This window comes from Streptomyces sp. NPDC037100 (assembly GCF_055606225.1).
Window position 1 is genome coordinate 59,862 of sequence record NZ_JBVJSX010000011.1, and the last position, 20,858, is coordinate 80,719.

21 protein-coding genes are annotated in these 20,858 nt (G+C 71.9%); 8 read left to right on the plus strand and 13 right to left on the minus strand.

Annotation, left to right across the window (positions count from 1 at the left end; genetic code table 11):
- The first annotated feature begins 43 nt into the window (after positions 1-43).
- Together ACZ7EG_RS30605 and ACZ7EG_RS30610 are read left to right on the plus strand one after the other, a co-directional pair.
- On the plus strand, positions 44-3,577 hold the full coding sequence (locus ACZ7EG_RS30605) for a DNA polymerase III subunit alpha (RefSeq protein ID WP_471085867.1): 3,534 nt from the start codon (positions 44-46) through the stop codon (positions 3,575-3,577).
- Positions 3,574-4,572 (plus strand): DNA polymerase Y family protein, encoded by a 999-nt coding sequence (locus ACZ7EG_RS30610; RefSeq protein WP_471085870.1) that lies wholly within the window; start codon positions 3,574-3,576, stop codon positions 4,570-4,572. Before ACZ7EG_RS30605 ends, ACZ7EG_RS30610 begins: the two co-directional genes overlap by 4 nt.
- A 34-nt stretch (positions 4,573-4,606) precedes the next feature.
- Here ACZ7EG_RS30610 and ACZ7EG_RS30615 read toward each other — a convergent pair whose 3' ends face one another.
- Entirely contained in the window at positions 4,607-4,981 is a 375-nt protein-coding gene (locus ACZ7EG_RS30615; protein ID WP_471085873.1) for a cupin domain-containing protein, read from the minus strand.
- Between the two features lie 79 nt (positions 4,982-5,060).
- On the opposite strand from ACZ7EG_RS30615, the gene ACZ7EG_RS30620 reads away from it, so the two are divergent.
- Together ACZ7EG_RS30620 and ACZ7EG_RS30625 are read left to right on the plus strand one after the other, a co-directional pair.
- The gene (locus ACZ7EG_RS30620) at positions 5,061-5,507 is read left to right on the plus strand and encodes a MarR family winged helix-turn-helix transcriptional regulator (RefSeq protein ID WP_471085876.1); all 447 of its coding nucleotides are present in this window, start codon (positions 5,061-5,063) and stop codon (positions 5,505-5,507) included.
- 172 nt (positions 5,508-5,679) lie between these two features.
- Complete coding sequence (locus ACZ7EG_RS30625; protein ID WP_471085879.1) at positions 5,680-6,540, plus strand: esterase/lipase family protein; 861 nt, start codon at positions 5,680-5,682, stop codon at positions 6,538-6,540.
- A 93-nt stretch (positions 6,541-6,633) separates the two neighbouring features.
- Here ACZ7EG_RS30625 and ACZ7EG_RS30630 read toward each other — a convergent pair whose 3' ends face one another.
- Positions 6,634-7,629 carry a lytic polysaccharide monooxygenase auxiliary activity family 9 protein gene (locus ACZ7EG_RS30630; protein ID WP_471085882.1) on the minus strand — a complete coding sequence of 332 codons (996 nt, stop codon included), beginning with the start codon at positions 7,627-7,629 and terminating at the stop codon, positions 6,634-6,636.
- Between the two features lie 182 nt (positions 7,630-7,811).
- Here ACZ7EG_RS30630 and ACZ7EG_RS30635 point away from each other — a divergent pair, with 182 nt between their 5' ends.
- Positions 7,812-8,261, plus strand: coding sequence for a GNAT family N-acetyltransferase (locus tag ACZ7EG_RS30635; protein ID WP_471085885.1), 450 nt, complete (start codon positions 7,812-7,814; stop codon positions 8,259-8,261).
- A 30-nt stretch (positions 8,262-8,291) separates the two neighbouring features.
- Here the strand turns inward: ACZ7EG_RS30635 and ACZ7EG_RS30640 are convergent, their stop codons facing one another.
- Positions 8,292-8,426 carry a hypothetical protein gene (locus tag ACZ7EG_RS30640; RefSeq protein WP_104778565.1) on the minus strand — a complete coding sequence of 45 codons (135 nt, stop codon included), beginning with the start codon at positions 8,424-8,426 and terminating at the stop codon, positions 8,292-8,294.
- A gap of 139 nt (positions 8,427-8,565) precedes the next feature.
- On the opposite strand from ACZ7EG_RS30640, the gene ACZ7EG_RS30645 reads away from it, so the two are divergent.
- The gene (locus tag ACZ7EG_RS30645) at positions 8,566-9,198 is read left to right on the plus strand and encodes a class I SAM-dependent methyltransferase (protein WP_471085888.1); all 633 of its coding nucleotides are present in this window, start codon (positions 8,566-8,568) and stop codon (positions 9,196-9,198) included.
- On the opposite strand, the gene ACZ7EG_RS30650 is transcribed toward ACZ7EG_RS30645, so the two are convergent.
- Both ACZ7EG_RS30650 and ACZ7EG_RS30655 read right to left on the minus strand, forming a co-directional pair.
- Positions 9,157-9,657: a ribonuclease FAU-1 family protein gene (locus ACZ7EG_RS30650; RefSeq protein WP_471085891.1), complete on the minus strand. Its 501-nt coding sequence runs from the start codon at positions 9,655-9,657 to the stop codon at positions 9,157-9,159. The genes ACZ7EG_RS30645 and ACZ7EG_RS30650 overlap by 42 nt on opposite strands.
- On the minus strand, positions 9,638-10,567 hold the full coding sequence (locus ACZ7EG_RS30655) for a GNAT family N-acetyltransferase (protein WP_471085894.1): 930 nt from the start codon (positions 10,565-10,567) through the stop codon (positions 9,638-9,640). The genes ACZ7EG_RS30650 and ACZ7EG_RS30655 overlap by 20 nt, the downstream gene beginning before the upstream one ends.
- A 71-nt stretch (positions 10,568-10,638) precedes the next feature.
- On the opposite strand from ACZ7EG_RS30655, the gene ACZ7EG_RS30660 reads away from it, so the two are divergent.
- On the plus strand, positions 10,639-11,022 hold the full coding sequence (locus tag ACZ7EG_RS30660; protein ID WP_471085897.1) for a GntR family transcriptional regulator: 384 nt from the start codon (positions 10,639-10,641) through the stop codon (positions 11,020-11,022).
- 164 nt (positions 11,023-11,186) lie between these two features.
- Here ACZ7EG_RS30660 and ACZ7EG_RS30665 read toward each other — a convergent pair whose 3' ends face one another.
- The 7 genes from ACZ7EG_RS30665 to ACZ7EG_RS30695 all read right to left on the minus strand — a co-directional run bounded on the left by ACZ7EG_RS30665 (position 11,187) and on the right by ACZ7EG_RS30695 (position 18,036).
- Positions 11,187-11,975: a DUF72 domain-containing protein gene (locus tag ACZ7EG_RS30665; RefSeq protein WP_471085900.1), complete on the minus strand. Its 789-nt coding sequence runs from the start codon at positions 11,973-11,975 to the stop codon at positions 11,187-11,189.
- 60 nt (positions 11,976-12,035) lie between these two features.
- A complete protein-coding gene (locus ACZ7EG_RS30670) occupies positions 12,036-12,431 on the minus strand; it encodes a hypothetical protein (RefSeq protein WP_471085903.1) in 396 nt (131 codons plus the stop codon).
- A gap of 112 nt (positions 12,432-12,543) precedes the next feature.
- On the minus strand, positions 12,544-13,638 hold the full coding sequence (locus tag ACZ7EG_RS30675; RefSeq protein ID WP_471085906.1) for a DUF5925 domain-containing protein: 1,095 nt from the start codon (positions 13,636-13,638) through the stop codon (positions 12,544-12,546).
- A gap of 75 nt (positions 13,639-13,713) precedes the next feature.
- Positions 13,714-14,514 carry a polysaccharide deacetylase family protein gene (locus ACZ7EG_RS30680; protein WP_471085908.1) on the minus strand — a complete coding sequence of 267 codons (801 nt, stop codon included), beginning with the start codon at positions 14,512-14,514 and terminating at the stop codon, positions 13,714-13,716.
- Entirely contained in the window at positions 14,507-15,505 is a 999-nt protein-coding gene (locus ACZ7EG_RS30685; protein WP_471085911.1) for a glycosyltransferase family 2 protein, read from the minus strand. Before ACZ7EG_RS30685 ends, ACZ7EG_RS30680 begins: the two co-directional genes overlap by 8 nt.
- Complete coding sequence (locus ACZ7EG_RS30690; RefSeq protein WP_471085914.1) at positions 15,502-16,323, minus strand: glycosyltransferase family 2 protein; 822 nt, start codon at positions 16,321-16,323, stop codon at positions 15,502-15,504. The genes ACZ7EG_RS30685 and ACZ7EG_RS30690 overlap by 4 nt, the downstream gene beginning before the upstream one ends.
- 507 nt (positions 16,324-16,830) lie before the next feature.
- Positions 16,831-18,036, minus strand: a complete 1,206-nt coding sequence (locus ACZ7EG_RS30695; RefSeq protein WP_471085917.1) for a S8 family peptidase — start codon at positions 18,034-18,036, stop codon at positions 16,831-16,833.
- Between the two features lie 337 nt (positions 18,037-18,373).
- On the opposite strand from ACZ7EG_RS30695, the gene ACZ7EG_RS30700 reads away from it, so the two are divergent.
- Positions 18,374-19,180, plus strand: a complete 807-nt coding sequence (locus ACZ7EG_RS30700; RefSeq protein ID WP_471085920.1) for an SGNH/GDSL hydrolase family protein — start codon at positions 18,374-18,376, stop codon at positions 19,178-19,180.
- Positions 19,181-19,184: 4 nt separating this feature from the next.
- Here ACZ7EG_RS30700 and ACZ7EG_RS30705 read toward each other — a convergent pair whose 3' ends face one another.
- Complete coding sequence (locus tag ACZ7EG_RS30705) at positions 19,185-20,825, minus strand: serine/threonine-protein kinase (protein WP_471086483.1); 1,641 nt, start codon at positions 20,823-20,825, stop codon at positions 19,185-19,187.
- Positions 20,826-20,858: the final 33 nt, after the last annotated feature.

The following is a 20,858-nucleotide window of genomic DNA, read 5'->3' on the forward strand; positions in this document are numbered from 1 at the left end:
GATGTTCGAGAGCTGGTGTGGCTCACGAGTGCGGGAGGTGCGTGTGCCGGGGTTCACGCATCTGCACACCGTCTCCGGATTCTCGTTGCGTTATGGAGCCTCGCACCCGGAGCGGCTGGCCGAGTGTGCCTCCGAGCGGGGCATGGACGCCCTCGCGCTGACCGATCGCGACACGCTTGCCGGCGCGGTCCGGTTCTCGAAGGCCTGCGGGAAGGCAGGGGTCCGGCCGCTGTTCGGGGTCGATCTGGCGGTGGGGAGTGCGGAGCCCGGGGCCGAGTGGCGGGGGCGGCGCCGGACCCCGGTGCGGGGCGGTGCCTTTGTCGATGAGTCGGCCCCTCGCGTGACCTTTCTCGCCCGGGACGGTGCCCGAGGGTGGGGGGAGCTGTGCCGGCTCGTCTCGGCTGCCCATGAGGGGGAGGGGACGCCCCTGCTGCCCTGGGAGCGCAATCATGCCCAGGGTGTGACCGTGCTGCTCGGGCCCGCGTCGGACGTCGGGCGTGCCCTGGCCGCGGGGCGGCCCGACCGTGCGGCGCGGCTGCTCGCGCCCTGGCGGGACGCCTACGGAGACGACTTGCGGCTGGAGGCCGTCTGGCACGGCCGGAAGGGCACCGGCCCCGGGTCGCTGCGGCTGGCCGCCCGTACCGTCGGGTTCGCCGCCGAGCAGCGGATCCGGCCCGTACTCACCAACGCCGTACGGTACGCCGACCCGGGTCTCGGGCCGGTCGCCGACGTGCTGGACGCCGCCCGGCGCCTGGTGCCCGTCGACCCGGCCAAGGGGCTGGACTCCGGCGAGGCCTGGCTCAAGGGCGCCGGGGACATGGCCGGGGTGGCGGAGCGGATCATGGAGGCCGCGGGGTTCCGGCGGGAGACCGCTCACCGGCTGGTGGAGCAGACGCAGGCCACGGCCACCGAGTGCCTGGTCGATCCCGAGGGCGATCTCGGGATCGGTACCGTCCACTTTCCCGAGCCGCATCTGGTCGGCGCCGGGCGCCGCACCGCCCAGCGGACGCTGGCCTCGCGGGCGGCGGCCGGGATGGTGCTGCGCGGGTACGACCGGCGGCGGGAGTACTGGGAGCGGATGCACCACGAGCTGGACATCATCGCGCACCACGGCTTCGCCTCCTACTTCCTGACCGTCGCCCAGGTCGTGGACGACGTGCGGAAGATGGGTGTCCGGGTCGCCGCCCGGGGGTCCGGGGCCGGGTCGCTCGTCAATCACCTGCTCGGTATCGCGCACGCCGATCCGATCGAGCACCGGCTGCTGATGGAGCGGTTCCTGTCGAAGGAGCGGGTCGTGCTGCCCGACATCGACATCGACGTGGAGTCCGCGCGCCGGCTGGAGGTCTACCGCGCGATCATCGACCGGTTCGGCACCGAGCGGGTCGCGACGGTCGCGATGCCGGAGACGTACCGCGTACGGCACGCCATCCGCGATGTGGGTGCCGCCCTGTCCATGGACCCGGCCGAGATCGACCGGGTCGCCAAGTCCTTTCCCCATATCCGCGCGCGGGACGCCCGCGCCGCGCTGGAGGAGCTGCCCGAGCTGCGGGCCCTGGCGGGGGAGAAGGAGAAGTACGGGAGGATGTGGGAACTGGTCGAGGCGCTGGACGCCCTGCCGCGCGGGGTGGCCATGCATCCGTGCGGGGTGCTGCTGTCGGACGCCTCGCTGCTCGCGCGTACGCCGGTCATGCCGACCAGCGGCGAGGGCTTTCCGATGTCGCAGTTCGACAAGGACGACGTCGAGGACCTCGGGCTGCTGAAGCTGGACGTGCTGGGCGTGCGGATGCAGTCGGCCATGGCGCACGCGGTGGAGGAAGTGGAGCGGGCGACGGGGGACAGAATCGATCTGGACGGGCTGGCGCCGGGGGACCCGGAGACGTACCGGCTGATCCAGTCCACCGAGACCCTCGGGTGCTTCCAGATCGAGTCGCCCGGGCAGCGGGATCTGGTCGGGCGGCTCCAGCCGGCCGGCTTCCACGACCTCGTCGTCGACATCTCGCTGTTCCGGCCCGGGCCGGTCGCCGCCGACATGGTGCGGCCGTTCATCGAGGCGCGGCACGGGCGGGCGCCGATCCGGTATCCGCACCCGGACCTGGAGGAGCCGCTGAGGGAGACCTACGGGGTCGTCGTCTTCCACGAGCAGATCATCGACATCGTCGACATCATGACCGGCTGCGGGCGCGGCGAGGCCGACCGGGTGCGGCGTGGGCTGTCGGACGCGGAGTCGCAGGCGCGGATCAAGGTGTGGTTCGCCCAGCACGCGGCGGCGAACGGCTATGACGCGGAAACGATTCGGCGGACCTGGGAGATCGTCGAGGCCTTCGGGTCGTACGGCTTCTGCAAGGCGCACGCGGTCGCCTTCGCCGTGCCGACCTACCAGTCGGCGTGGCTGAAAACGCATCATCCGGCTGCTTTTTACGCCGGGCTGCTCACGCACGATCCCGGGATGTATCCGAAGCGGCTGCTGCTGGCGGACGCGCGGCGCCGGGGAGTGCCCGTGCTGCCGTTGGATGTGAACGCGTCGGGAGTCGCACACCGTATCGAACTGGTGTCCGGTAAGTGGGGGCTGCGGCTGGCTCTCTCCGATGTGCACGGCATCAGCGAGGCCGAGGCGGCGCGGATCGCCGAGGGCCGGCCGTACGCCTCGCTGGTCGACTTCTGGGAGCGGGGCCGGCCCAGCCGTCCGGTGGCCCAGCGGCTTGCACAGGTGGGAGCACTGGACGCGTTCGGAGCCAACCGCCGTGATCTGCAACTGCATCTGACCGAGCTGCACCGGGGTGCCCGGGGCTCTGGCGGAGGCCAGTTGCCGTTGGCCGGGGGGCGGAAGACCGCACCGGCCGGGCTGCCCGACCTCACCCCCTCGGAGCGGCTCAGCGCCGAGCTCGGCGTGCTGTCCATGGACGCCTCACGCAATCTGATGGACGATCACCGGCAGTTCCTCGACGAGCTCGGCGTGGTGTCGGCGCGGCGGCTGCGCGAGGCACGGCACGGGGAGACCGTGCTGGTCGCGGGCGCCAAGGCGGCCACGCAGACGCCGCCGATCCGGTCCGGCAAGCGCGTCATCTTCTCCACCCTGGACGACGGCACCGGCCTGGTAGACCTCGCCTTCTTCGACGACTCCCACGACGCCTGCGCCCACACCGTCTTCCACTCCTGGCTGCTGCTGGTGCGCGGGGTGGTGCAGCGTCGAGGTCCGCGCAGCCTCAGCGTGGTGGGAGCCACCGCCTGGAACCTCGCGGACCTGCTGGAAGTGCGCCGGGAGGAGGGGCTGGAGGGGGTCGCGGCCCGGCTGGCCGGCCCCGGCCCCGGCGGGTCCGGCGAAGGCGGTACCGGCGAGGAGGATTCCGGCGGCGACGGTTCCGGCGGCGACGGTGAGGGCGCCGCGCGGCGGCGGCTCGCCGGGTCGGACGGCGTGCCCGCGCCGACCGGTTCCGCGGCCAGGGATCCGATGGAGCAGCGGAAGATCCGTATGTCCACGGGGTACGAGATGCACCCCTGGGCCGATCTGCGTCCGGCGGGCGAAGAGCCCGCGAACACAAGGAAGTTGTGGCACCAGAGTCCGGGGAGTGCGGGATGACCATCCTCTGCGTACGTTTCCAGCCGCCTCCGACGAGTGAGGCGGATCTGCCCCATCTGCTCGGGATGCTCGAGGAGTTCACCCCTGTCGTCCAGGCCCTGCCACCGGACGGGGCGCTGGCCGACCTGCGCGGCGCCGAGCGGTACTTCGGGCGGGACGCCGTCGAACTGGCCTCGGTGATCCGGGTGCGGTCGCTCGCCCTCCACGGCGTCGACTGCGTGATCGGAGCCGGACCCGGGCCGATGCTGGCCCGGATGGCGCTGCGTGAGGCCGCGCCCGGGGTGACGTGTGCGGTGCCCGACGAGCCGGACGCCATCGCGGAGTTCCTCGCGGACAAGCCCGTCGCCGCGCTGCCCGGTGTGGGCGCCGCGACCGCCCGCACGCTGGGCGACTACGGGCTCGACACCCTCGGCCGGGTCGCCGCCGCACCGCTGTCCACGCTGCAGCGGCTGATCGGTGCGAAGGCCGGCCGCGAGCTGCGCGAGCGGGCGAACGGCCTCGACCGTGGCCGGGTCGTACCGAACGCCGTCTCCCGGTCCCTGGCGACGGAACGCCCCTTCGGGCGCGACGAACTGGACCCGGACCGGCACCGCCGGGCGCTGCTGTCGGCCGCCGAGGAGATCGGCGCCCGGCTGCGCGCCCTGGAGAAGGTCTGCCGCACGCTCACCCTCACCGTGCGCTACGCCGACCGGTCCGCCACGACCCGCAGCCGCACCCTGACCGAACCGACCGCGCACTCCCCGGAGCTGACCAGGGCCGCCTACGGGATGTACGAGGCGCTCGGGCTGCAGCGGGCCCGGGTGCGGGCGATCGCCCTGCGTGCCGAGGGGCTCGACCCCGCCGACCAGGCCTCCCACCAGCTGACCTTCGACCCGGTGGACGAGAAGGTCCGCCGTATCGAGGAGGTCGCGGACCTGGCGCGGGCGAAGTTCGGGCCGCGGGCGGTGATGCCCGGGGGACTAGGGGGTGTCCGCCGCGGGGGACGGGCGGCGTAGACCCTTCCGTATGACGTCGGCCTTCCGTGTGACGTCAGTTCGCCCAGGGCGGCACGATGCGGGTGCCGTCGGCCAGCCGTGCCTCCAGGCCGATGGAGGTGGTGACCCAGGAGTACGCGGTCCGGTCGGTCGGGTTCTCGACGGTCAGGGTGGCGCCGGGGTTGACGATCACCGTGTCGCCCGCGGCGATCCGCTCGGTGCGGCCGTCGAGGGTGATCAGCAGTTCGCCGTCGAGCAGATGGAAGATCTCCTCCCGGCTGACCGTGTGCGTGGGTGCCTTGAGACCGGCCGGGATCTCACCGCGCCAGGCGCACAGCTCTTTGCTGCCGCTGCCCGGGGTGGCGTACGAGACGAAACGGGCGCCGTGGATCTCGTGGATGACGGCTTCGGATGATCGGACGAAGGGCATGAGGCCTCCAGTTGGTCAAGCTGCTTGACTATATGGTCAAGCAGCTTGACCAATGCGTCAAGGGTGTTTCAATGCATGCGTGCAGAACTCCGAGGCCATGGCCCTGTCCGCCGCCCTGCTCGCCGTCGCCGGCGGGCTCACGCAACGCATCAATGAGGGCGTGCTCGCCCGCGGCTTCGAGGGAGTGCGGCCCGCGCACGGCTTCGCCTTCGCCCGGCTCGCCCCGGACGGCGCGACGGTCACCGACCTCGCCGCGCACCTCGGGGTGACCAAGCAGGCCGCGAGCCAGCTCGTCGACGAGCTGGCTCGCAAGGGGTACGCCGAACGGCGGCCGCATCCCGAGGACGCGCGGGCGCGCCTGGTCGTGCTGACCGAGCGGGGGTGGGGGTGTACGCGCGCCGCGGAGGAGGCGGCCGCGGAGGCCGTTCGGGAGTGGGGGGACCTGCTGGGGGAGCGGGAGGTGCGGTCGCTGGGGCGGCAGTTGCTGCGGATCGCTCCGCAGGGGCCCATCAGGCCCGCCTGGTGAGGGGGTTTCAGTCGGGGCCGGGCGTGCCGGTTATCGCTGCAAGTTTTTACTGACGCGTAACTTCCCACTTTGACTACTCGCCCGTAACTTGACGAGTGAACAGCATCCTCGTGATCCGGATCACAGGGCCCAGTGCCGTCGCACCCCCCTTGACCCGCAAGGAGATCACCTGATGCTGCCCTGGAAACGAGTGCTCAGACCCCTGGCCGCGCTGCTGCTGACCGCCGCGGCCGTCACCGTCCCCGCCACCGCCGCCGAGGCCGCCGGCACCCCGAGCTCCGGCTGGAACGACTACTCCTGCAAGCCGTCCGCCGCCCACCCCCGCCCCGTCGTTCTCGTCCACGGCACCCTCGGGAACTCCGTCGACAACTGGCTGGGCCTCGCCCCCTATCTGAAGGTCCGCGGCTACTGCGTCTTCTCCCTCGACTACGGCCAGTTGGAGGGAGTCCCCTTCTTCCACGGCCTCGGGTCCGTCGAGAAGTCCGCCGGGCAGCTGAAGGACTTCGTGGACAAGGTGCTCGCGGCCACCGGAGCCGCCGAGACCGACGTGGTCGGGCACTCGCAGGGCGGCATGATGCCTCGCTACTACCTGAAGTTCCTCGGCGGAGCCGCCGAGGTGAACGCCCTGGTCGGCATCGCGCCCAGCAACCACGGCACCGACCTGAACGGCTTCACCCGCCTGCTGCCGTACTTCCCGGGCGCGGCGGACCTGCTGTCGAAGAACACCCCCGCCCTCGCCGACCAGGTCACCGGCTCCGCCTTCCTCGCCAAGCTCAACGCGGGCGGCGACACCGTGCCCGGCGTGCGCTACACCGTCATCGCCACCCGGTACGACGAGGTGGTCACGCCGTGGCGCAGCCAGTACCTGAGCGGACCGGACGTGCGCAACGTCCTGCTCCAGGACCTGTGCCCCGTCGACCTGTCCGAGCATGTTGCCGTCGGCCTGCTCGACCGGGTCGTCTTCCACGAGGTGGCCAACGCCCTCGATCCGGGCCGGGCCACCCCCACCACCTGCGCATCGGCCTTCGAATGACACGTGTCACTCGTTGACACGTGTCAGAGAAACGTTTCGAGGCCTGTCCGGCCTGAGCCGCCGGACAGGCCCCGGGTCGTGGGGCGGTGGGGGTCAGCGGCCGTGCCGGCCGCCGCTCACCGTCCGGCGCCGGGCCGAGAGGAACAGGGCCGAGGTGCCCAGTGCCAGCGCCGCCGCACCACCGATCGCGACGTACGGGGTGGTGCTGTCACCGCCGGTCTCGGCGAGGTTCTCCGTGGCTCCGGCCGCCTTCGGCCGGTTGGGCGCGGGCGCCGCCGCCTTCGGGCGGTCCGGCGTGCTCTCCATCGGGGCCGCGGCCGGCTCAGCCGAGGTGCCGGCATCGTCGTCGCCGTGCCCGTGGTGCTCGATGGTCGACTTGTCGTTGCCGTCCTCGATCTGCTTCTCGCTGGGAGCGGAGGCGGACGGGGCCGCGCCGCCCGCCGCGCCGCCACTGCCGCCGAAGCTGACGTCCGAACAGGAGTAGAACGCCTCCGGGCTGTCCGACCGCTGCCAGACCGCGTACAGCAGGTGCTTGCCGGAGCGCTGGGGCAGCTTGCCGGAGAACGTGTAGAAACCGCCGGTGGCGACCGGGTCGGTGGACGTCGCGACCGGGTTCGCGAGGTCCAGGTCCTTCCAGGCGAGCGGCTTGGCCGGGTCGTAGCCGGGCTTGGTGAGGTACACCTTGAACGTGCCCTTGTGCGGCGCCGTCACGCGGTACTTGAACGTGTGCGAGCCGCTGCGGACGGCGGTCGCGGGCCAGTCGGCGCGGGGGAGGTCGAGCCCCTTGAACTCCGCGTTGTTCGCGCTGCAGAGCTTGCCGTCCGGTATGAGCTGCTGATGCCGGCCGCCCGCGTCTCCGATGCGGATGCCGTTCCAGTCGTAGAGGGCCTGGGTGCCGCCCGCCGCGACCGCCGCCTTGCACGCGGCCGACTTCGGGCTCTCGGGGCCCTCGGCGTAGCACTGCGAGACCCGGCTGACCGGGTCGCCCATCGAACCGTGCGCGGCGGCCGGTGCGGCGGTCAGCGCGGTCAGGGCGAGCGGGAGGCTGCCGAGGGCGGCGACGGAGGCGACCTTGCGGCGTGCGGGCATGCGGGAACTCCTCGAAACGGTGCATGGGGCAGGTCCGGGCCGACGTGGGCCGGAATCCCGTGGGGTGCTCCGAAGCTAGCCCCTGAAAACCGTGAAATCGCCTGCTGAGGGCGGGTGGAGGAGATCCTTATGGCCCGCTTAAGGGAGTGTTCGGACTGGCATCAGGTAGGTACCGTCGCGGAATGGCAGACGAGGAGATCCGACCGGCCCGTGCCACCGACGTCGCGGTCGTCGCCGAGGTGGTCGACGCGGCCTTCCGCCCCTACATCGAGCGCATCGGGCTGGTGCCCCAGCCCATGCAGGAGGACCACGCGGCGAACGTGGCCACCGGCAAGGTGTTCGTGACGGGCGATCCGGTGACCGGGCTCGTCGTGGTCGAGGCGTTCGACGACCACCTCTTCCTCGACACCATCGCCGTCCACCCCACCGCGCACGGCAGAGGGGTGGGGCGGCGACTGCTCCGGTTCGTGGACGCACACGCGCGTACCCTCGGCCTGCCCGAGGTCAGGCTCTACACGAACGCGCTGATGTGGGAGAACCAGCGGATCTATCCGAAGTACGGCTACGAAGTCGTGGGGCGCCGCGTGGACGGCCCCTACGACCGCGTCCACTACCGCAAGCGGCTGTTCTGAGGCGTGCGTCTCACGACCGGCACCGGCCGCTCAGGCGTCCGGCCACCAGGTGCGTGCGATGTCCTTGCGGACCTCCGGGCGCCCGGCGGGACGCTCGTCGGCCTCCTCGCGGACCCGGCGGACGTCCGACTTCTTCAGGGGCTTCTGCACGGTCACACGGCGCATGGCTGCCTCCTTGAGGGGCTACCGGGTTCCGCGTTCTCACGGAGGTAGACCTTTCGGGGGAGGGTTACTCATCGCTCCTGGTCTGTCAGTGGCGGCAGTCACGATTCGATTGTCAGTGGCGGGTGTCACTCTGGGGCCCATGACGAACGTGGACTGGGACGCCGAGGCCGCCTCCTTCGACGAGGAGCCGGACCACGGCCTGCGCGACCCCGAGGTGCGCCGTGCCTGGGCCGGCCGGCTGCGCGAGTGGCTGCCGGGGCGCGCGGGCGACGTACTCGACCTCGGCTGCGGCACCGGCAGCCTGTCACTCCTCGCATCCGAACAGGGGCACCGCGTGACGGGCGTGGACCTTTCCCTGGCGATGGTGACGCTCGCCCGGGAAAAACTCGCCGGGCGCGACGCCGCGTTCCTCGTCGGTGACGCCGCGGCACCGCCGGTCGGGGAGCAGCGCTTCGACGCCGTGCTCGTGCGGCACGTCCTGTGGGCCCTGCCCGACCCCGCCCGCGCCCTCAGGCACTGGCGCGGGCTGCTGCGGCCGGGTGGGCGACTGGTGCTGGTCGAGGGCGTGTGGGGGAGCGTCGAGCCGGTCGGCATACCCGCCGAGCGGCTCACCGGCCTGCTCGCCCCGATCGCCGGACGGGTGAGCGTGCAGCGGCTCTCGGACGATCCGCTGCTGTGGGGCGGCCCGGTGGCGGACGAGCGGTACGCGGTGGTCGCGGTGACCGGCGACTCAGGCCAGGAGGGCCGCGAAGCCGCCGCCGCGGGCCAGTGACTCCAGTTCGTCGAGCGCGGCCAGCGCGGCGGACGCCGCCTCCGGGTCCGACTCGCCGAGGCCGCTCTCGGCGAACTCGTCCTCGTCCAGGCGCCGTACGTCCGTGCCGTCCGCGGAGCGCCACAGGTCGAGGTCGAGATCCTCCACCACCAGCTCCGGACCGGAGCGCCGGGCGGGACGGGTGACGTCGCAGTACCAGCCCTTCAGCGCGCCCGTGGCGGAGCGGACCTCCTTCACCGCGTACCACCGGTCGCGCCAGTAGTACTCCGTGAAGACGTCCCCGGGCTCGAAGCGGACGAAGCCGAAGTCGCGGACGCCGGAGCCCGCCCACGCGGCGCGGACCGCCACGCGCGTGCCGTCGTCCGCCAGCAGCTCGCCGCTGTAACGGATCTTCGTGCGACCCGCCTTGACGAGCACGACGTCCAGTTGCGGGGACCGGTCAGCCGAGTTCGCGGACATAACGCACTTCCTTCGCGCAGATCTCGTAGCCGAACCACTTGTTGATGGCGATCATCGGCTCGTTCCCCGTGTCGTTGCCGGTGAACGCCTCCGTGCACCCCGCCGCGCGGGCGCGATGCAGCGAGTCGTTCTTGGCGAGCTTCGCCAGGCCCCGGCCGCGGAACTCCCGGGCGGTGCCGGTCATCGCGGTGGCATAGCGGGAGTCGCCGTCCGTGTGGGCCACGCTGAAGGCGGCGGGTCGGCCGTCGACGAGCGCGACGGTGGTCAGGTCGCGGTTCAGCAGAGGGTGCTTCCAGTGTTCCTCGAGCCAGGCCTCGTAGTCCGTGAACTCCACATCGATGTCGCTCGGTTCGTCGGACGACGTCTCCGCGTCCAGTTCGAACACCGGGCGCGGGTCGTCCGCGAAGTCGGCGGCCGTGCGCAGCTCGACGCCGGACGGTGGCTCCTGCCGGGGCGGGAGCGTGCCACCGGCCAGGTCCAGGCGCAGGAAGAAGGCGGAGCGGCTGGCCCGGAAGCCGTGCCGCTCGGCGAAGGCGCGGTTGTCCGGCTCGTCCAGGACCCAGGCGAACAGCTTCGTGACGCCCAGGCGTCCCAGGCGCTCCTCCGCCGTACGCAGCAGCAGCGAACCGGCGCCGCGGTTCCTGCGGTCGGGGCGTACATAGATGTTGGCCGAGCCCTGGCCGGGTTCCGGGCTGTCGTGGGCGACGCTGACCTGGGCGGTGCCGATGATCTCGCCGTCCTCCTCGGCGATGAGCTGCCCGAAACGGGCGTCCGGGTGGACGTGCGTCAGGGTGTGCACCACCGACTCGGGGGTGGACAACATGTAGGGCAGGGCGAGGCGGCGCGTGTCGGAGAATCCCTCGGCATCGGCTCGGACGTCGGGACGCAGGTCGCGCACGATCACGGTCATGAGGGCGCACGCTACGCGTGGAGCCGTCCGGGGTGCCTCTCATTTTCCGCCGGGTGCGCGACAATCGGCCTGTGACCTTGAAGATCGACATCGACGACAGCGCCCCGCCCTACGAGCAGGTGCGGGCGCGGATCTCCGAGCAGGCGCGGTCCGGTGCGCTGCCCGTGGGCTACCGGCTGCCGACCGTGCGGGGGCTGGCCGAGTCGCTGGGCCTCGCCGCGAACACGGTCGCCAAGGCGTACCGGGCGCTGGAGGCGGACGGGGTGATCGAGACGCGGGGCCGCAACGGCACGTTCGTCGCCGCGGCCGGATCGGCCGCGGATCGCGAGCTGGCCTCGGCCGCACAGGCCTATGTGGAGCGGGCCAGGCGACTCGGGCTGGGCGAGGAGGTCGCGCTCGCCGCGGTCCGGGACGCCCTGCGGGCGGCTTCTTCGGGCAGCGCACCTGGAGCCTGATTCGCACGTGCTGGGCGAGGAGGTCGCGCTCGCCGCGGTCCGGGACGCCCTGCGGGCGGCTTCTTCGGGCAGCGCACCTGGAGCCTGATCCGCACGACAGGCCGGTCCCGGGTGCGCGGCGAGGGCTGCGTGAGTCCGTCGTCACGCTCGCGCCCCGCGAGTACCTAGCGGGTGTCCTGACCCGACGGCTGCGTCAGTCGCTCCGGGGTCCGTGTGATGTCCAGCCCCGCCGACCTTCCCGCCCGTGCGAACGCCATCGCGTCCTCCACCGCCGCGCCGCCCGGGTCGTTGTTGAAGTACGCGTAGACGTCCTCGCCGTCGGTCCAGGTCGTGGCGATGCGGTCGAGCCAGGTGGCCAGCGAGCGCCGGCCGTAGCGCGGCCAGGGCTTGGCGCGGCCCTGGTGGAAGCGGACGTAACCCCAGTCGGTGGTGCGCCACAGCGGCGTCGCCGGGCGGGCCAGCATGTCGGCCCAGCACAGGGCGGCGCGCCGGGACGTAAGGACGCGGCGGACCTCCGGCGTCCACCAGGAGTCGTGACGCGGCTCGACCGCGACCCGGGTCGAGGCCGGGAAGCAGGCCAGGCACGCGTCCAGCAGGCCCGGGTCGGCGCGCAGCGTGGGCGGGAGCTGAAGCAGGACCGGGCCGAGGCGGTCGCCGAGGCCCGCCGCGTGACTCATCAGCCGGTGCACCGGCTCCTCGGGCTCCTTGAGCCGCTTGATGTGGGTCAGATAGCGACTCGCCTTGACCGCGACGACGAAGTCACCGGGCACCCGCCGCCGCCAGTCCTCGAACGTCTCCCGGGACGGCAGCCGGTAGAAGGCGTTGTTGATCTCGACGGTGGCGAAGTGCCCCGTGTACTCCTCCAGCCAGAGCCGCATCGGCAGCCCGGACGGATACAGGAGGCCCCGCCAGTCCTTGTACTGCCACCCGGACGTGCCGACGAACAGGGTCATATCCCTATCAAAGCACCAGGTGTCTTCGAGGGCGGCAGAGGCGGCCCGGTCCTCCAGGCCCTAGGTATCGGTGCGCGTGTGGAAGCGGTAGAACAGCAGCAGGAAGACGGCTGCCGTGACCAGCACCGACGTGATGACCACGGGACGGACGTCGTCGCCGGTCTGGCTGTAGAGGAAGCCCAGTGCGGCGCCGGCGAACGCGGCCCGGAGCAGGGCGTGCAGGGCGTGCAGGTCGCGTCGGAGGCGCCGGGTCGCCTGGACCACGGCGATGCAGAGGGCCATGAAGGCGAGTGCGCTCCACACACCCGACGCCACGTCCGGCCCGGTGATCGGACCGCCGTGACGCCGGTTCACCGCGACCCAGTTGCCGTAGACGACACCGAGCACGACGGGCGGGACCCATCGCGCGACGCGGTGGGCGGGTTCGCTGAACACGGTGGGCGCCGGGTGCGCCATCAGAGCCTCCCTGGTCCATGCGGAGCTCGGCGTCGCTCCGCCGCACACCTTGGCACGCCTGGTTAACAGGCAGGTGAGAGGCGGTTGTGACCGGAACCGGCGGGTGGTCCCGCTACAGGTACAGCCCCGCCTCCACGCCCCCGCGCGGCTCCGGCAGGGCCGTCGGGGACGTGCCCCGGCGCAGCGCGTACAGCTCCGCCAGCGTCGCGCCCTCGCGGCCGATGCCGTCCTCCTGGCCCAGCCAGTTCACCGCCTCCGACCGGGTCAGCGGGCCGACCTCGATCCGGGCGAGGCAGCGGCCGGGGCGGACCACGGCCGGGTGCAGGCGCTCCAGGTCCTCGTTGGTCGTGACACCCACCAGGACGTTGCGGCCCTGGCCGAGCAGGCCGTCCGTCAGGTTCAGCAGCCTCGACAGGGCCTGGCCCGCCGTGTGCTTGGCCTCGCCGCGGATCAGCTCGTCGCAGTCCTCCAGGAGCAGCAGCCGCCAGCGGCCCTTGCCCGTCGCGTCCTCCTCGCCGATGGCGATGTCCATGAGATAGCCGACGTCGGAGAAGAGCCGCTCGGGGTCCAGGACGCAGTCCACCTGGCACCAGTCGCGCCAGGACCGGGCCAGGGTGCGCAGCGCCGAGGTCTTGCCGGTTCCCGGCGGGCCGTGCAGCAGGAGCAGCCGGCCCGCGATGTCCTCGGGGGTCGTCTTCATCAGGCGGTCCATGGCGTCCGCCACCGGTGCGGTGTAGTTGGGCCGGACCTCGTCCCAGGTGCCCGCGGCGATCTGGCGGGTGGTGCGGTGCGGGCCCCGGCGCGGGGAGACGTACCAGAAGCCCATCGTGACGTTCTCCGGCTGCGGTTCGGGTTCGTCCGCGGCGCCGTCCGTGGCCTGGTCGAGGATCTTCTTCGCGAGCTCCTCACCGGTCGCCGTCACCGTGACGTCGGCGCCCCGGTTCCAGCGGGAGACCAGCAGCGTCCAGCCGTCGCCCTCGGCGAGGGTCGCGCTGCGGTCGTCGTCCCGGGCCACGCGCAGCACCCGGGCACCCGGTGGCATCAGTGTCGCCCCGGACCGCACGCGGTCGATGTTCACGGCGTGGGAGTACGGCTGCTCACCCGTCGCGAAGCGGCCGAGGAACAGCGCGTCGACGACGTCGGACGGGGAGTCGGAGTCGTCGACGTTGAGCCGGATCGGCAGCGCCTCGTGCGGGTTTCCAGACATGCCGCCATGATCCGGCACGGGGCCGCCGCGTGCACCCGGTTTCCGCGTGCACGCGGCATGTCGGCCCTGTGCGGGTCAGGCCCCGGCGCCGCAGACCAGCCGGCGCGCCCGCCGGGCCCTGCGGACCACGGCGTACCCCTTGGTCAGGGCACGGTCCGCGGCGAACGTACGGGCGATCGCGCGCCCTTCGATCATCCGCTCGAACTCCTCGATGCCCGTGCTGCGGCGCACCGTCACCCGCCGCAGCGCGTACGGCCCCTGCGCGCGCCGCGCGAGGCCGTTGCCGACGGCGAGGGCCTGGTCCCAGCCCGTCTCGCGCACCGCCTGCCGGACCCGGCGGCTGGAGTAGCCGTAGGGATAGGCGAACGAGGCGGGTGCGGAACCCAGTTGGTCCGAGACGATCTCCTTGCAGTGGATCAGCTCGAACCGCAGGGTGGCGTCGGAGACCTGGTCGAGCTGCGGGTGGCTGTGGCTGTGCCCGCCGATCTCGACACCGGTGGCCGCGAGTTCGCGGACCTGGTCCCAGTCCAGCATGGTGTCCAGGCCGCCGCCGGTGTCGTACGGCCCCCTGAGCCACCCGGTCGAGACGAACAGGGTGGCCGGGAAGCCGTGCTTGGCCAGGGCGGGGAGGGCGTGCCGGTGCACGCCCTCGTAGCCGTCGTCGAAGGTGATGAGGATCGGCCGCTCGGGCAGCGCGCGGCCGGAGCGCCAGCACTGCGCCAGTCCGGCCGTGGTGAGCGGACTGAGCCCCCGGTCGGCGAGCACCGCCATCTGCTCGGCGAACGCCTCCGGGGTCACGGACAGGGCGCGCGTCTCCTCGTTCGGGTCGGTCGCGACCGCGTGGTACATGAGGATCGGGACGCGGGCGTCACTCACGGGCCGTCACCTTCACCTCGGGCACCTGGAACGTGGTCCCGCCCCGGCGTGCCCGGACGCCGCCGACGACGTAACCGCCCGCCGCCGTCAGCACCCCGGCCACGATCGCGCCGGCTCGTCCCGCACCGCCCGACCGGGCCAGCAGGGCGTCCCGCAGGCCCCGGGCCACCCCGGCGGGCAGGACCCGCGTGGCGTACCGGCGCTCCGACTCCAGGCCCTTCTCCGCCCCGACGCTCCGCGCCACCAGGGCCTTGGACAGGCCTTCGGCGTAGGCGCGGCTGCGGAAGTAGCGGAAGTGCTCGCGGACCTCGGGCACCCGGTGGTGGATCACCGCCCGGTCGTCGATCAGCAGGACCGCGTCGGGCCGGGCCCGGGACAGACGGATGCACAGTTCCGTCTCCTCGCAGCCCAGCGGGCGTTTGTCGCCGTCCCTGCCGATTCCGGTGGCGAAACCGCCCGCCGCGTCGAAGGCGCTGCGCCGGAACGAGGCGTTGCCGCCGAGCACGTTGCGCACCCGCACCCGGCCGCGCGGCAGACCTCGGTAGGTGCAGCCCACCACCCAGTCGAACTCCTCCGGGAACCAGTCGGGCCGCCGCCCGGACGCCCAGACCGGCTCCGTGCGCCCGCCGACCGCCATCACCCGCGGGTCGGTGTACGCCTCGGCGAAGTGCCGCAGCCAGTGGCGCTCGGCGACGGCGTCGTCGTCGAGGAAGGCCACGACCTCGCCCCGGGCCGCGGCGATGCCGGTGTTGCGGCCGGCGGACAGGCCGCGGGGGCCCGCGTTGGCGAGCACCCGCACCACAGCACCGTCGGAGGTCTCCTTGTACTCCTTGGCCAGACGCTCCCGGAGCGTCTCGTTGTGATCGACGACCAGCAGCGTCTCCAGGGCCGGCCGTGACTGCGCGCGGACCGAGGAGACCGCAGCGAGGATGTCCTCCCAGCGGTCCTCGGTGTACGCGCAGATCACGACGGAGATGCCGGGACCGCTCAAGACACCTCTCCCCGCATCGCGGCCGGCATCGACGACCGGGGCGAACGGCGGCGCAGCGCACGTCGGTTGGAGCGCTCCCGCAGGATCACCTTCAGCACGCGCAGTCCGTCGCGCACGGCCCGCAGATTGCTCACGCCGTGGATGCGCAGGTACTCGTGGCTCGGGATCTCCTGCACCTTGAGCCCGGCCTTGACGACCCGGATGTTCATCAGGGTCTCGACCTCGAAGCCGGTGCAGTCGAGGTCGATCTTGTCGAGGCAGTGCCGCCAGAACGCGTTGTAGCCGTAGCACAGGTCGGTGTAGCGGGCGCCGAACTTGCGGTTGACGGCCGTGCACAGCGCCCAGTTGCCCATCTTGCGGATGAAGGTCATGTCGTCGGTGCCGCCGCCGTTGGCGAAGCGGGAGCCCTTGGCGAAGTCCGCGCCGGAGACCAGGGCGGAGACGTAGCTGAGGATCTCCCCGCCGTCCGCCGAGCCGTCCGCGTCGACCATCACGATGATGTCGCCGGTGCAGGCCTGGAACCCGGTGATCAGGGCGTCGCCCTTGCCCTTGCCGCGCTGCTCGACGACCTTCACCTCGGGCCACAGCTCGCGGGCCACCTCGACGGTGTTGTCGGTGGAGTTGCCGTCGACCAGGACCACTTCGTGTATCCAGTCGGGCAGGGTCTTGAAGACGTACGGAAGGTTCTCCGCCTCGTTCATGGCCGGGATCACCACGCTCACCGGCGGCGCGATGGCCAGGTGCGAGGAGACGGGCCGGTACTTGGAGGCGGTCGGCGGACGCTGCTGCGTCACGGCCGGCTGCAGAACTGAGCTCATGAGTCTGGTCCCTCTCGTCCGGTGGACCGCCCCCCCAGGGCAGTCCGGATCCAGTCCGGTTCGAAAGGGGGGTTCTCACCCGAGGCACGCCGAGATGGCGAGGCATGCCGGGATGAAGCTCCGGCACGCCGGGTGAGCTGGCAAAGCTGGCCGGCCGCAAGAACGGCAGCCGACCGCGCGGCACGGCCCGGAGACCCTTGCGGTCACCGAGCACGGCACCCCCCTACCGCGCCCCGCGCCGGTTCGTCGCGGTCCTTGAGCCCTCCCCTAGAGCCGCGTACTGACGGACCGATGCGGGTGAGATGTATGACGGTATTGACGATTGAACCCGTATGGCAAGACCTGGAACGGCCTCTCACGTTTTTGTTGGTTTGGTCGTTGCGAGGGACCGTTCCTGCGGCGCAAGTTGCACGTTCCCGTCTCATAAACATGCGTTCCCCGGAGGCGATCAGGGCCTCCGGGGAACGTGTGTTCAAGTGCGGGTGCGGGTGCGGGTGCGGACGTCGGTCACGGGACGATCTGCAGCAGGCGGTTCGGCGAACCGGATCCCGCGCTGGTGACCTTTCCGGTGACGGCGCCGTTCACCAGGGCCGTCGCGACCTGGGCCGGGGTCGACGAGGTGTGGCCCGCCAGGTAGACCGCCGCCGCGCCAGCGACGTGCGGGGTCGCCATCGAGGTGCCGGAGATGGTGTTGGTCGCGGTGTCACTGGTGTGCCAGCCGGCCGTGATCGACGAGCCGGGCGCGAAGATGTCCAGCGCGGAGCCGTAGTTGGAGTAGCTCGCCTTGGCGTCCGTGCTGGTGGTGGCTCCGACCGTGATCGCCTCGGCGACCCGGGCCGGGGAGGACGAGGAGGCGGAGGTGCTGCTGTTGCCCGCGGCGACGGCGTATGTGACGCCGCCGGCTATGGAGTTGCGGACCGCCGTGTCCAGGGTCGCGGAGGCGCCGCCGCCGAGCGACATGTTGGCGACCGAGGGGCCCGAGTGGTTCTTCGTCACCCAGTCGATGCCGGCGATCACGCCGGCCGTGGTGCCGGAGCCGCTGTTGTTCAGCACGCGCACACCCACGATCTTCGCCTTCTTGGCCACGCCGTAGGTGGATCCGGCGATCGTGGTGGCCACATGGGTGCCGTGGCCGTTGCCGTCGGAGGCGTTGTTGTCGCCGTCGACGGCGTCGTAGCCGTGGGAGGCACGGCCGCTGATCTGCTGGTGGGTGATGCGCACACCGGTGTCGATCACATAGACCGTCACGCCGCTGCCCGCGCTGTCCGGGTAGGTGTAGGTGCCGGACAGCGGCAGCGAGGCCTGGTCGATGCGGTCCAGGCCCCACGGGGCGTTGGTCTGGGTGGCGGCGAGCGTGACGCGCTGGTTCTGCTCGACGGAGGCCACCGCGGGGTCGGCGGCGAGCCGCCGGGCCTCGGTGGCGGAGAGGGTGGCGGACCAGCCGTTCAGCGCCTTGCCGAACGTCTTGTCGACCGAGCCGCCGTACTCCTTCACCAGGTCCTTGCCCGCGGCCGAGGACGCCTTCAGGCCCGCGCTCTTCTTGAGCGTGACGAGGTAGCTGTCCTTGATCGCGGTCGGGGAGCCCGCGGCGAGCACCCGGCCCTCGGCGGGTGCGGCCTGGGCGGGAAGGGTGGTGAGCCCACCCACGAGGGCGGCGGTCGCCAGTGAGGTGAGTGCGGCGAACCCGAGTCTCTTGCTACGCAGTTGTGCCATTACGAGGGATTCCTCCTCTAGGCGGCGCGCGCCTGGGTGGGACGCGCGTCATGTGGGGGGTGTGCGCGTGTTCGCGCACACGGGCCGGGGAGCGTCGCGTTCCGCTCCCGGCCGGAGTAAAGCGTCGACCAACTACCGGCGTAGAACAAGAGAGTTGAGCATCAGTCAACAAATCTGTCATGAGCACGTAACAAGAGAGGGTCGACGTGTGACGCGAGCCGTGGTGAATGCGCCAAACATCCGGGGAGAGGCCGAAAAGGCTTGGCATGGACACTTCCTGTCAACACGCGTAGCTGCTACGACGGTTATGGCAGAGATCCTGCTAAAGGGAGGTTCCATGAGACGTTCCCGACTTGTCGTCCTCGTGAGCTCGCTCCTCCTCGCCGTCGGCACAGCCCTCACCGGGGCGGCGACGGCGCAGGCGTCCTCACTCGACGCCGCCGGCGGCTATGTGGCCCTCGGTGACTCCTACTCCTCCGGGGTCGGAGCCGGCAGCTACATCGGCTCCAGCGGCGAATGCAAACGCAGCACCAAGGCCTACCCCTACCTCTGGGCGGCCGCCCACTCACCCTCGAGCTTCGACTTCACCGCCTGCTCGGGCGCCCGAACGGGTGACGTTCTGGCGAGTCAGCTCACTCCGCTCAGCGCCTCCACCGCCCTCGTCTCGATCAGCGTCGGGGGCAACGACGCCGGCTTCGCCGACGTCATGACGACCTGTGTGACCCAGTCCGACAGCGCCTGCGTCTCCCGCATCAACACCGCCCGGGCGTACGTCGACTCCACGCTGCCCGGCAAGCTCGACAGCGTGTACTCGGCGATCAGCTCCAAGGCACCCGCCGCCCGGGTCGTCGTCCTCGGCTACCCCCGCTTCTACAAGCTCGGCACCACCTGTCTCGGTCTGTCCGAGACCAAGCGCAAGGCCATCAACGACGCCTCCGACCACCTCAACACCGCCGTCGCCAAGCGCGCCGCGGACCACGGCTTCGCCTTCGGCGACGTCCGCGCCACCTTCACCGGCCACGAGATCTGCTCCGGCGACTCCTGGCTGCACAGCGTCAGCTGGCTCAACATCGGCGACTCGTACCACCCGAAGGCTCCCGGCCAGTCGGGCGGTTACCTGCCCGTGCTCAACAGCAACGACTGACCGATCAGCCCGAGTCCGAGCCCGAGTCCGAGCCCGATCCCGGGTTCGAGTCCGATCCCGGGTTCGAACCCGTTTGCGCGTCCGGATCCGTGTCGGAAGGAGAAGGGGAGGCCCCGCCCGTCGGGGTCTCCGTCTCGCACGTCACCGAGAACGGCACCGACTCGGACGTCTCCCGCACCGGCTCCCGCACTTCGACGCTGATCTCGTTCTCGAACGTCCCGGTCTCCTCCCGCGTCGTCACCCGCACCGTGTCCCGCTTCGAACGGCCGCCGCCCTCCGTGAACGACAGCGTCTTCCAGCCCCCGTCGAGCACCTGGCCGTCCTGCGTCACCCAGCGGTAGCTGACCTCGGCCGGGAGCCGCCCCACCGTGAGCGTCGCCGTGAACTCGGGCGCCTGGGCGTTCGGCGGCGGACACGGGCCCGAGTAGTCCGTGCGCCGGCCCTCCAGGGCGACCCGCACCGACTGCGGGGGCGGACTGCTCTCCCTCGTCCTGCTCGGCGTCGGCGACGGGCTGGACTTCTCGGTCGCGGTGTTGCGCGGCGGGCTCTTGGTCGCGGTGGGCGTATTGTCCCCGGCCCCCTGGTCGTTGCCGCCGGAACCGTCCCCGTCGTTGAGCAGCGCGTACGTCAGCCCGCCCACGGCGAGGGCCAGTGCGATGACGCCCGCGACCAGCACCCGGCCGGCCCGGCGGTCCCGGTCCTGGCCGGTGGCCGTCGTGGTGGTGCCCGCACCGGATGCCGCAGCCTGCCCCGGGTAGGGCATCGGCGGCGTCGGCGCGGGCTCGGGGTGGCCCACGACCGTCGGCGGGAACGGAACCGCCCGCGTGGTGTCCGCACGCGGCGAACCACCCGCGGCGACGACCCGCAGATCCTCCTCGGCCCGCTCGGGCGGCAGCCGCTGTTCGGGATCCTTGCGCAGCAGCCCCTCGATCACCGGGGCCAGCGGACCGGCCCGGTACGGCGGCGGCAGCTCCTCGTCGACGATCGCCCGCAGCGTGCTCAGCGGGGTGTCGTGACGGAAGGGGGAGTGACCCTCGACCGCCGCGTACAGCAGCACGCCGAGCGACCACAGGTCGGACTCAGGGCCCGGCGTACGGCCGAGCGCCCGCTCCGGGGCGAGGAACTCGGGCGAGCCGATGACCTCGCCGGTCATGGTCAGTGCCGAGCTGCCCTCGACCATGGCGATCCCGAAGTCGGTGAGCACGATCCGGCCGTCGTTCGAGATCAGCACGTTGGCCGGCTTCACGTCGCGGTGCAGCACCCCGGCCTCGTGCGCGGACCGCAGCGCGGCCAGCACCTCGGCGCCGATGTGCGCGGCACGCTGGGGCGTCATCGGGCCCTCGGCGTCCAGGACCTCGGCGAGGGAGAGGCCGCGGACCAGTTCCATGACGATCCACGGGCGGCCGTCGTCCGTCGCCACGTCATACACCGTCACCACGTTGCGGTTGGCGACCCGGGCCGCCGCCCACGCCTCCCGCTCCAGCCGCGCGTACATCCGCTGTACGTCGTCGCCCGCCAGTCCGGACGGGGCACGGACCTCCTTGACGGCGACCTCGCGGTGCAGCACCTCGTCGCGGGCGCGCCACACCGTCCCCATGCCGCCCTCGCCGAGCGGTGCGAGGAGCCGGTAGCGGCCCGCGATCACACGTTCATGGCCCGGTTCTTCGAACACGGCGCC